This window comes from Ohtaekwangia sp. (assembly GCF_036568665.1).
Lineage (GTDB): Bacteria > Bacteroidota > Bacteroidia > Cytophagales > Cyclobacteriaceae > Ohtaekwangia.
On sequence record NZ_DATCSD010000408.1, the window covers coordinates 1 to 11,126 of the forward strand.

Annotated in this window: 11 protein-coding genes; 7 read left to right on the forward strand and 4 right to left on the reverse strand. The window is 43.9% G+C overall.

What is annotated here, in order from left to right; genetic code table 11:
• From VIN08_RS23900 to VIN08_RS23930, 7 genes are all read left to right on the forward strand, one after another.
• Nucleotides 1–1,083, forward strand: a 1,083-nt coding sequence (locus VIN08_RS23900; RefSeq protein ID WP_331970850.1) for a phytoene desaturase family protein, incomplete at its 5' end; no start/stop codon positions are given.
• Between the two features lie 4 nt (nucleotides 1,084–1,087).
• Entirely contained in the window at nucleotides 1,088–1,924 is an 837-nt protein-coding gene (locus VIN08_RS23905; RefSeq protein WP_331970852.1) for a phytoene/squalene synthase family protein, read from the forward strand.
• Nucleotides 1,924–2,439 (forward strand): isopentenyl-diphosphate Delta-isomerase, encoded by a 516-nt coding sequence (idi, locus tag VIN08_RS23910; RefSeq protein WP_331970853.1) that lies wholly within the window; start codon nucleotides 1,924–1,926, stop codon nucleotides 2,437–2,439. The genes VIN08_RS23905 and idi overlap by 1 nt, the downstream gene beginning before the upstream one ends.
• Nucleotides 2,440–2,534: 95 nt before the next feature.
• The gene (locus VIN08_RS23915; protein ID WP_331970854.1) at nucleotides 2,535–3,860 is read left to right on the forward strand and encodes a deoxyribodipyrimidine photo-lyase; all 1,326 of its coding nucleotides are present in this window, start codon (nucleotides 2,535–2,537) and stop codon (nucleotides 3,858–3,860) included.
• A 12-nt stretch (nucleotides 3,861–3,872) separates the two neighbouring features.
• Nucleotides 3,873–4,361, forward strand: a complete 489-nt coding sequence (locus VIN08_RS23920; protein WP_331970855.1) for an SRPBCC family protein — start codon at nucleotides 3,873–3,875, stop codon at nucleotides 4,359–4,361.
• A 2-nt stretch (nucleotides 4,362–4,363) separates the two neighbouring features.
• A complete protein-coding gene (locus VIN08_RS23925) occupies nucleotides 4,364–4,858 on the forward strand; it encodes a beta-carotene hydroxylase (protein WP_331970857.1) in 495 nt (164 codons plus the stop codon).
• Between the two features lie 230 nt (nucleotides 4,859–5,088).
• Nucleotides 5,089–5,799 carry a lycopene cyclase domain-containing protein gene (locus VIN08_RS23930; protein ID WP_331970860.1) on the forward strand — a complete coding sequence of 237 codons (711 nt, stop codon included), beginning with the start codon at nucleotides 5,089–5,091 and terminating at the stop codon, nucleotides 5,797–5,799.
• A gap of 27 nt (nucleotides 5,800–5,826) precedes the next feature.
• On the opposite strand, the gene VIN08_RS23935 is transcribed toward VIN08_RS23930, so the two are convergent.
• The 4 genes from VIN08_RS23935 to VIN08_RS23950 form a co-directional block, all read right to left on the reverse strand.
• The gene (locus tag VIN08_RS23935; RefSeq protein ID WP_331970863.1) at nucleotides 5,827–6,420 is read right to left on the reverse strand and encodes an alpha-ketoglutarate-dependent dioxygenase AlkB family protein; all 594 of its coding nucleotides are present in this window, start codon (nucleotides 6,418–6,420) and stop codon (nucleotides 5,827–5,829) included.
• A 183-nt stretch (nucleotides 6,421–6,603) separates the two neighbouring features.
• Entirely contained in the window at nucleotides 6,604–6,873 is a 270-nt protein-coding gene (locus tag VIN08_RS23940) for a hypothetical protein (protein ID WP_331970866.1), read from the reverse strand.
• A 137-nt stretch (nucleotides 6,874–7,010) separates the two neighbouring features.
• The gene (locus tag VIN08_RS23945) at nucleotides 7,011–9,413 is read right to left on the reverse strand and encodes an ABC transporter permease (RefSeq protein ID WP_331970869.1); all 2,403 of its coding nucleotides are present in this window, start codon (nucleotides 9,411–9,413) and stop codon (nucleotides 7,011–7,013) included.
• A 26-nt stretch (nucleotides 9,414–9,439) separates the two neighbouring features.
• Nucleotides 9,440–11,126 (reverse strand): FtsX-like permease family protein (locus tag VIN08_RS23950; RefSeq protein WP_331970872.1); only part of this gene is annotated, 1,687 nt, incomplete at its 5' end.

Genomic DNA, 11,126 nt, shown 5'->3' on the forward strand with positions numbered 1-11,126 from the left:
ATAGGTATACATGACCTGGTGCACAAACCCGGTTTGTCGGTTAAAGAACTGCTCAGTATTGACTTGATGAAGAATGCACTTCGCCTGCATGTCTTCCAATCTATAGCTACCTATATCCGTAAATTCTTCAAAGAAAAAAAACTGATTCAGCTGCTGGAGTTTCCTGTACTTTTCCTCGGAGCCACTCCCGAAAAAACACCAGCCTTGTATAGCTTGATGAACTATGCCGACATGGCACTCGGCACGTGGTATCCGCAAGGCGGTATGTATAAAATTATAGAAGGCATGGTATCGCTGGCAAAATCGCTCAACGTGACATTTGAGTTTAACAGTGCTGTTGAACAACTCTCGCTAAATAGCACCAAAGCCAAAGGACTGATCGTGAACGGAGCCTTCCGTCCGTTTGAATATATAGTAGCCGGTGCCGATTACCATCACGTAGAACAGCAGTTACTTCCTGCTTCGCACCGCAGGTATAGCGAGGCTTACTGGCAAAAGCGCGTAATGGCGCCTTCAAGCCTGATCTTCTACCTTGGAATCAATAAAAAGCTCAAAGGACTTCTTCATCATACATTATTCTTCGATCAGGATTTTGGTTTACATGCGCGAGAGATTTATGATAATCCACAGTGGCCAACGGCACCGCAGTTCTATATCTCCTGTCCTTCGCAGACTGATGCCAGCGTGGCACCTCCTGGCTGCGAGAATATATTTATACTTATACCCGTTGCTACCGGTTTGGAAGACACCGAAGCTATACGCGAAAAATATTTTGACATCGTGCTGTCGCGGTTAGAACATTTAACGCAGCAGTCCATTCGCAACCATATAGTATATAAACGCAGCTATGCGCATCGCGATTTTATAGGCGATTACCATGCGTTTAAAGGAAATGCTTATGGCCTGGCCAATACTTTATGGCAAACCGCGAATCTTAAACCTTCTATTGTTAACAAAAAGGTAAGTAACCTGTTTTATACAGGACAACTCACAGTTCCCGGTCCCGGTGTTCCACCATCGATTATATCGGGCGAAGTGGTGGCGCGTGAGCTTATCAAAAAACATCAGGAATTTGTAAATTGATTATATGAAGGAACTCTTCGACAAGGTATCCATCCGTTGCAGTCGCATAACCACCAATGCCTATAGCACCTCTTTTTCGCTGGGTATATTTTGCCTGGCAAAAGAGTTTCGTGACCCAATATATTCGGTATATGGCTTTGTCCGCTTTGCCGATGAGATTGTTGATACCTTCCACGACTATAACAAAGCAGAACTATTACAGCGCTTTCGTGAAGATACGTATGCCGCTATACGCGATAAGATCAGCCTCAATCCTATACTCAACAGTTTTCAGGCAACGGTAAATCATTTTCATATTGAAGATGCACTCATCGAACAATTTATGAGGAGTATGGAAATGGATTTGTCAAAGAAAGAATATACTGCCGATACCTTTAAGGAATATATACTGGGCTCGGCAGAGGTGGTAGGCTTGATGTGCCTGCGTGTATTTTGCCAGGGTGATGACAGTTGCTACGAAACATTAAAACCCCACGCGATGAGTCTGGGGGCGGCCTTCCAAAAAATAAATTTTCTACGCGACCTTAAAGCCGACTTTATAGAGATGGGCCGCACATACTTTCCGGGGATCGACCTGAGTCATTTTAACGAAACATGCAAAAAGAAAATTGAAGAAAGCATAGCGGAAGATTTCCATCATGGCTACATCGGCATAAAACAATTACCCCGATCGGCCAGGTTCGGTGTATATGTGGCGTATGTTTATTACCTTGCCCTCTTCAAGAAAATAAAAAATACACCGTCAGAAAACGTGTTGAAAAGCCGAATAAGAATCCGTAACAGACACAAAGCAAGACTCCTCGCCTACTCATTTGTAAAACATCAACTTAATATGCTCTGATGGAAAAAGTTATTCTGGTAGACGAGCAGGACAATGCCATTGGCACGATGGAGAAGTTGGAAGCGCACCGAAAAGGCATTCTGCACCGGGCTTTTTCTATTCTTATCTTCAACCCGAAAGGAGAAATACTGCTGCAGAAACGCGCAGCCTCCAAATATCACAGCGGTGGTTTATGGACCAATACCTGCTGCAGCCATCCGTTGCCTGAAGAGACGATGGAACAGGCAACACGAAGAAAGCTGAAACAGGAAATGGGAATTGATTTGCCAACCGAGTACGCCTATAAATTTATTTACAAAGCGGCACTCGATCATGGCTTAACGGAATACGAACTCGACCATGTATATGTCGCAGTATATGATGGTGAACCCGTTATCAATACCGAAGAAGTAGAGGCGTGGAAGTATATAGATATGCCCACGTTGAAACGTGATGTTGCCGAACATCCTGACCGGTACACCTATTGGTTTAAATTGATCCTCGATCACCCAGAGCTTTCGCTGCTACCGGCCTGATTGTTTTTTCTTTCATTACACCCAAACCTGAACACTATGTAAACGTGCTTGTTATATAGCAGCGGTGCAATTTTCATGCATTGACCATTACGATTTTGAAAAACAACCATCACACTCTTGCACAACAAGTCGTTGACCGACAAACAACAATCTTCTGGTTTCGCAGAGATCTCCGGCTGGAAGATAATGCGGGTCTATTCCACGCACTGCGGAACAATGAGCACGTGTTGCCGGTATTTATCTTCGATACAGTAATCCTCGATGAACTGGAAGACAAGTTTGATAAACGTGTTGACTTTATTCATCAATCATTACTACACCTGCAGCAACAACTGGAAGCGTTGGGTTCTTCGCTGCTGGTGGTATATGACAATCCTGTGCATTTCTATAAAAGCATTCATCCGAAAGCAGTATATACCAATCACGATTACGAACCGTACGCTATTAGCCGCGATGCAGCGGTACAAAAGATACTGGAAGCAAAACAGGTTACGTTCAAAACTTTTAAAGACCAGGTGATCTTCGAAAAGCAGGAAGTAGTAAAAGACAATGGTGAACCCTATACGATATTTACTCCTTACAGCAAAAAGTGGAAGGCAACGCTCAACGCCTTTTACATGAAGAGCTATCCTTCGGAGAAATATTTCGACAGCTTTAAAAAAATCAGTCCCATCGCTATACCGTCTTTACAGGATATCGGCTTTGAGGAAACGCATGCTATATTTCCGGAGCGTGTGGTAAAAATATCGGTGATTGAAAAGTATGATAAGCAGCGCGACTTTCCTGCCATGGCAGGCACCACACGACTAAGTATACATTTACGTTTTGGAACCGTGAGCATCCGGAAACTGGTGCAGATCGCGAAGCGAAGAAACGAAGTATGGCTCAATGAACTGATATGGCGCGACTTCTATGCGATGATCCTGTATCATTTTCCAACCGTGGTAACAAAAGCATTTAAGCCTGCGTACGACAACATCGCCTGGAAAAATGATCCGAACGATTTTCAACGCTGGTGTGATGGACAAACAGGCTACCCGATTGTAGATGCAGGTATGCGCGAGCTGAACGAAACAGGTTTTATGCATAACCGTGTGCGTATGATCGTGGCCAGTTTTCTTACCAAACATTTGCTGATCGACTGGCGATGGGGCGAAGCATACTTTGCTAAAAAACTTTTAGACTACGATCTTGCTTCTAATAACGGAGGCTGGCAATGGGCAGCAGGTTCGGGCTGTGATGCTGCGCCTTACTTTCGCGTATTCAATCCGGAATTACAGACTGAAAAGTTTGATGCCGACTGGAAGTATATCAGGAAGTGGGTGCCCGAAGCGGGTACACCGGAGTATATAGCTCCGATGGTGAATCACAAGATGGCGCGCGATCGTGTGCTACATGCCTATAAAACAGCACTGGAGTAAAAGACAAACTGCATGAAAGTATATCAACTGAAACAAACTCAGGTTTTGCCAATCACGCTGCAACAGGCATGGGAGTTTTTTGCTACGCCACGGAATCTGGAAAAAATAACACCATCGCATTTGAAGTTTACTATACTTTCTGTTTCAGGCAGTGAGAAGATGTATGCGGGGCAGATCATCCGGTATAAGATACAGTTACTTCCTTTCATAAAAGTAAACTGGACTACCGAGATCACACACCTGCAAGAGCTCTCTTATTTTATAGATGAGCAACGCTTTGGGCCATACGCACTGTGGCATCATCAGCATCATTTTAAAGAAGTGCCGGGTGGCGTTGAGATGACAGACGAAGTACACTATGCCATTCCGCTGGGTTTTATCGGGCGCTTTGCCAATTGGCTTTTTGTGAAGCGTACACTTCATCGTATTTTTGAGTATCGTCTTGCTATACTGGGCAAGCATTTTCCAACGGATAAAAACAGCATCCTTAAATCTGCGTAACCATGAGTTGGATAACCATTATACTATGCGCACTGATTGTGGTCGGAACATTTCTCTTCTGGGAGTTTGTAGCCTGGTTTACGCATAAGTATATAATGCATGGATTTCTTTGGGTGTGGCACCGGTCTCACCACACCGTGCATGACGAAGCACTGGAACGCAACGATCTTTTTGCTGTAGTGTTCAGTATACCTTCTATCTTCCTTTTCTATTACTACACACTTGTTGTCTATAATCCTTACATGCTGGCAGCAGGGTTTGGTATATTTTGTTACGGTGTGTTCTACTTTATCTTTCACGATATCATCGTGCACCAGCGCATCCGGTGGCGTCCAGAAAAAAAGAGCCGGTACTTACAACGGATGATCCATGCGCACTACGTGCATCACAGTAAACACACCAAAGAAGGATGTGAAGCTTTTGGTTTTTTATACGCTCCAAAAAAATATGAACCAAAGAAATTTTCTTTCCGGAAAGACCGCCAGGAAACACAATAGCACGATACAGGTATACATATTTTGGCGCGCTTAAAAAAAGAAATAGTCATTCCAAATCATACATCATTTTAACCTACCTACCTTGCTCATCGTGAATAAAACCGGCTCATCAGCATTTGTGAAATTCCTGAAAGACTTATATTTAAAGTCGGAGAACGAGTGTTCACCCGTAATACGTCTTTCATTTCGCCTAATAGCTGTCTTCATTTAAATGCGCCCATTACCGAGTCATGGAAAAATATCTCTACCTCATCATTGATATTGCTTCTCTTGCCTTTCCTTTGCTGGCAAGTTTTTATTCGAAGGCGCCTTTTTACAAGACGTGGAAATATCTGATTCCAGCTATTCTGGTCACTGCACTGTTCTTCATTGCGTGGGACGAGATATTTACCCACATACGCGTGTGGGGGTTCAACCAGCGTTACCTCTCCGGTATATATGTAGGCGTGCTGCCCATTGAAGAAATTCTGTTCTTTATCTGTATACCCTACGCCTGCGTATTTACGTACTTCGCCTTAAATCACCTGATCGAGAAAGATTACCTCTTCCCTCACCAGGAGCTGATCTCGTCTGCACTGATCCTGGTATTGCTGGTAATGGGTATGTATTACTTTGAGAAATTATATACCGGTCTTACGTTTGTTTTTCTGGGACTTTTTCTGGCCTTTCAGATGCTTAAACTCAAGCCTCGCTATATGGGGCGTTTTTATGTTGCCTACGCATTTATACTCATCCCCTTCTTTCTGGTGAATGGTATACTTACCGGTTCATTTATAGAAAGTGAAGTGGTGTGGTATAACGACCAGGAAAATCTCGGCATACGCATGGGCACTATTCCATTCGAAGATGTATTCTACGGCATGCTACTCATTTTGATGAACGTTGTGATCTACGAATACCTGCAAGACCGTGAACGCTACCGCGCCCTGATGCGTTCGTAACAACTTCCAAGTATATAGCTATGCTTCTTAATCTTTTATCACCCGGAAGGTGATGTTTATGCGCATACCCGTTGCGTTGGTTCGCTTGGGCAAACCATGTTCCCACGCGTGCTGCGTTTTACCTTGCATGAGCAGCAAACTTCCATGGGTGAGTTCCAGCGAAAGCTTTTCTTTCTTATCGTAATAATGCCGGAACTGAAATGTGCGTGCAGCACCAAAGCTAACGGAAGCAATTACCGGATCTATCCCTAACTCTTTTTCATTATCGCGATGCCACCCCATGCTGTCGTGCTGGTCGCGATAGAGATTGAGCAATGCACTGTTAAAAACTACCGGGACAATGGTTTCAATACGCTGTTTGATCTGCCGTAATGTATCGTTCCATAGCAACGGAGTGAGCGTAATGCCGGAGTAACTATATAATTTACCTTCATCGCCATACCAGGCCGTGAGGCGCGGTTGCATCAACTCTTTACCATATATCTTTATGGGGCGCTGCTGCCAGTCGATCGAGTGCTGCAGCTCTTCGAAATAACGATCACTTTCGTTTTGTGAAAAGAACTCCGGAAAGAACTGCACATCTCCTTCCCGTGGCAATATGGATTGAACGCGTTGTATCATATATACCTATATATCGGGTACAAACATCTTGCGCTGCTTGCAAGTTATCAAACCGATTCTTGCGCAGTTATTCGTTATCGTTAATCGTTATCCGGAGAGTCTGTTAACGGATAACGGCTCTCTAAAACAAAACGACCCCGGCATAATCCAGGGTCGTTCTGAGCATTAAAAGAAAATAGCCTGTTAAGCTTTTTCCTTCTCAGCTTTGTTCTTTTTGCTTTTCTTGCCTTTGCCTTTCACAGCGTCTTCCATAAACTTCTCCGCTTTCTTTTTCCTTTTTTGCTCACGCTTCAGAATGTCGGTGTAAACTTCAGCCAGTTTCTTGGAATTACGGTTCAGTAATTTTTTTACTCGCTTTGACGCTTCCGGTAATTCCAGGTGACTGATCGCTTCACGCATCGAATCGTTGATCAGGCTTTGCAACGCCTTCTTGGATGTTTTTGTCTTCTCCATAAACTCTAAGTTGAAGCTCTAAGTTAACGAAACGTTACCAGAGCATTACCACCCCATTAAAAACTTAATATTGAAACAAAAAAGCTGCATTTCTAAAGCAGAAACGCAGCTTTTTATAGGTTGAAAAGTATATTTGGCTATTCGTACCGAAGCGAATTTACCGGGTTCGTAGCGGCCGCTTTTATCGATTGATAGCTTACGGTAAGCCATGCTATAACAATGGCTGCTATACCGCTTCCTATATATACCAGCGGGCTTACCTCCACGCGATATTCAAAACTGCTCAACCAGTTATTGACTACAAACCATCCGGCAACAGCAGCCGGTATAAACGCGATGATCACCAGTTTGGTAAACTCTCTTGACAACAGAATAATCAATCCCGCGGGTGATGCACCGAGTGCTTTACGGATACCGATCTCTTTGGTGCGCTGCTCTGCTGTAAACGCTGCAAGTGCAAACAACCCGAGACACGCTATAAAGATGGCCAATCCTGAAAAGACACTGAACACCTGGCCCATCCGTTGTTCTACGCGAAATAACTCATCAAAGTCTTCATCCAGAAAATTATAGTCGAACGGTTCGCCAGGAGCTTGTTGCTTCCATATCTTTTCGATCGATGCAATCATCGCGCTCGAACTGCCTTCATAGCGAATCATCAACTGGCTGGAGTTATCGATCAGTCGTATCGCGAGCGGACGCACTTTCATTTTCATCGACTCGAAATTGAAATCTTTATATATACCCACGATCTTCAGATGCTCCAGTTTACCATCATCATTATAGAGTATCTCTTCCTGCAATGGGTTCCTGAAACCAAATTCTTTTACGGCTGCTTCATTTAAAAGTATAGCAGAAGAATCGGAAGGAAAATCGCGTGAGAAGTAACGACCTTCTTTCATCTCGAACTTCATCACATCCTTATGATCGTAATCAGCAAAATATACTCCCATGATGTGATCCTGCTCATCACCGGAAGATTTGAACACCGTAGTATTGTTTACACCCGGAAAATTGTTGTTTGTAAAGCTCGCCTGTACTACACCGGTCTGTTGCTTCACCGTGTTCTTGAAGCCTTCCAGGTTTTTACCGAGTCGTCTGGCATTCTGCACAATCAGCACGTTGTGCTTATCTATACCCATGTTGCGTTCCTGCATGAACGTGATCTGCTTATATACTACAGTAGTAAAGATGATCAGGAAAATAGAGAGTGCGAACTGGCAAACCACCAGTGTACTGCGCACGCTTCCGCTCTTCATGCCCGAACGTACTTTACCCTTCAATACCTCCACTACACTAAACGAGGTGAGGTAGAAGGCTGGGTAGCTTCCGGCTATAAAGCCTACAAATACAACGAGCCCTGCAATGCCGAGTATAAATGTCGGTGTCAGAAACACATCCATGCCCAGGTATTTACCGGAAAGCGTATTGAAGAACGGCAACAGGAAATAACATACCATGAGTGCCAGCACAATGGCAATAAGACTATAGATCATGGACTCAGACAGGAACTGGCCGATCAGTTGTCCGCGCAGCGAGCCGAGTGTTTTTCGTAAACCTACTTCTTTTGCACGGCCAGCTGAACGAGCTGTTGAGAGGTTCATGAAATTGATACACGCTATAACAATGATAAATATACCTATACCGGCAAAGAAGTATACATACGTAATGTTACCCGAGGGCTCAATGTTATGCTGTGTTTTTGAGCGCAGATGTATATCTGTAACTTTTGTAGCAAAATAACCATAGGCACCACCCTGCTCTCCCATCTGCTTGAAGGTAACTCCCATGAATCGCTCCAGTTCAGGGCCAACATATTTTACCACCAGGTTTTTAAATTTCTCTGTGGCTGCATCCAGGCTTGCACCTTCGTGCAGAATAAAATAAGTATACATGCCGTTATTCAGCCATATCGTGCTCTTCAAATGTTCTGCAGTGCTGGCAGAGATAAGCCCGGTAAAGATCACGTGCGAGTTGCTGGGAGCATTGGCCGCTATACCGGTAACTTTATAGGTGGCAGCATCATTGCCCACGGTTACCAGTTTGCCCATAGCCGGTTCGTTGCCGAAATATTTAGTGGCCAGCTCTTCGGTAAATACGATCGAGTTCGGTTCTTTCAATGCAGTTTTCGGATCGCCTTCGAGCAATTTGAAACTGAAGAACTGGAAGAAGTTAGAGTCTGCATAAAAGAGTTTATCTTCTGTAAAAGCTTTCTCGCCATACTTTACTGCTGCCAGTCCGTAACCATCCAGGCGGGTAGCCTCTTCTATTTCCGGTATGTCGGTTACCAGCGCTGCTGCCATGGGCGGACAGGTGGTGGAAGTATATATTTCCTGACCGGCTATTCTTCCGTGCAAAGCCATCTGGTACATCCGGTCTGCCTTGCTGTGAAATTTGTCAAAGCTCAGTTCATCAGAAACATACAGGATGATCAGCAAACATGCCGAGACACCGATCGTCATCCCGATGATGTTGATGAACGAAAAGAATTTATACTTCAGGATATTCCGAAATGCTACCTTGAAATAGTTACTGAACATATATACTATTAATTTGGGTTACAGGATTATTCGTCTCGCAATGTACTCACCGGGTTCATGGATGCTGCACTGAAAACTTTATATCCGATGGTTACAGCCGAGATAAAGAACATCAAAATAACGGAGACTACAAAGGTTATAGTAGTTGTATTCTGGTAATAATCCCAGATACTATCCATGAGCAGATCTACCAGAAAATAACTGAAGGCACAGCCAAGCAACGAAGCAATAAACAGGATAATAGCAAACTCTGTATTGATAATGCGGGTTATGTTGCCGATAGAAGCTCCCAATACCTTGCGCACACCGATCTCTTTCATCTTACGGATAATATTAAGTGATACCAGTGTGAACAACCCGGTAGCCGACAGAATCATAGCCACTATACCCAGGAACACAAACATCTTTACTATATTATCACTTACCGTAAGCGACTCTTTCAATTCTTCGTTCAGGTAGCGGCCATTATATAAGCGGTTGGGAAAGATCTGCTTCCACTCTTTTTCCATAAAGGCATTTACATCAGTGAGTTTTTCTACCGGTGAGTTTACAATCACGTGGGTATAATTTTCCTGTGCAGTATAGCGAATCATCATCGGGTTAAGTTCTGCCCACAGTCCGTTGGTGAATACATCTTTTACAACTCCCACTACATATAGCCTGGTGGTATCATGCCAAAGTATTTCTTTACCCAGCGGTTTATCCCACTTAAATGTTTCTGCGAGCTTCTGTGTAATAATCACCGATTCTTTTCGGTCGGTCTCAGAATCTTTCTGGAAGTCGCGGCCTTCTACTAACGTAAGGCCCATGGTGTTGAGGTAATCATCACCTACATCAATGATATCTACTTCAAACTGTTTTGCTTCGTGCTTGATCGGGTCGCGATAGCGTGATGAGAATACACTGTGCTTCGAGCCCGCAATGGAGACTATATCTTTGTTTTGAAGCAGAGCGTTGCGATAAGTTTCATATTCGTTGCCATCTTCTACATAGGCGATGATCACGCTTTGCTGGTTGAACCCAAGATCGAACTCACGTTGATATACCGAGTTCTGGTAAAAAGCAATGGAACTTACGATAGCCAGCAGCGATATAGCATACTGCAGGCACAGCAGCACGCGGGTAAATATATTGGTGCCGCCCAGTTTTAATTTACCTTTTAAAATGCCCACCGGTTCAAAGCCACTGATATAGAAGGCCGGGTAACTTCCGGCAATCAACCCGGTAAAGAACAGTACACCTATCAGGAAGAACAGGAATGATGGATTATCGAGGTAATGCGAAGTAAGTTTCATTTCAATCCACAATGCATTCCACGACATCAATAATATTTCTCCGAGGAAAAGACCAATCACCAATGCCAGAAAGCAGATGAACAGGGTCTCTCCTATAAATTGAAAGATCAACTGGCTGCGCATGCTTCCCATCACCTTGCGTATACCAATCTCTTTCAGTCTTCGGGAAGATATAGCGATGGATGTATTGGTCATGTTGAAACAGGCGATCAGCAAAATAAGCACCGCCATAATAGTAGGCGCATATACAGCCGCGCGTGAGTTGGCATCGCGGGTTTCACTCCATGTATTATTTATATCATCGCGCTGTGCCATGCCTGTAAATGGATCGAGCACAAACTCTTTTACAATAAAGTCTTCGCGCACTTTATTGTTGTTCTCTTTATACTGCTGTAATTGTTTATGGATAACGGGAAGC

What these genes read in the sequence shown, in the direction of transcription:
- VIN08_RS23920 (WP_331970855.1), top strand. Translation starts at nt 3,873, where the DNA reads ATGAAAGTATATCAACTGAAACAAACTCAGGTTTTGCCAATCACGCTG.
- VIN08_RS23945 (WP_331970869.1), bottom strand. Translation starts at nt 9,413, where the DNA reads ATGTTCAGTAACTATTTCAAGGTAGCATTTCGGAATATCCTGAAGTAT.
- VIN08_RS23935 (WP_331970863.1), bottom strand. Translation starts at nt 6,420, where the DNA reads ATGATACAACGCGTTCAATCCATATTGCCACGGGAAGGAGATGTGCAG.
- idi (WP_331970853.1), top strand. Translation starts at nt 1,924, where the DNA reads ATGGAAAAAGTTATTCTGGTAGACGAGCAGGACAATGCCATTGGCACG.
- VIN08_RS23940 (WP_331970866.1), bottom strand. Translation starts at nt 6,873, where the DNA reads ATGGAGAAGACAAAAACATCCAAGAAGGCGTTGCAAAGCCTGATCAAC.
- VIN08_RS23930 (WP_331970860.1), top strand. Translation starts at nt 5,089, where the DNA reads ATGGAAAAATATCTCTACCTCATCATTGATATTGCTTCTCTTGCCTTT.
- VIN08_RS23905 (WP_331970852.1), top strand. Translation starts at nt 1,088, where the DNA reads ATGAAGGAACTCTTCGACAAGGTATCCATCCGTTGCAGTCGCATAACC.
- VIN08_RS23925 (WP_331970857.1), top strand. Translation starts at nt 4,364, where the DNA reads ATGAGTTGGATAACCATTATACTATGCGCACTGATTGTGGTCGGAACA.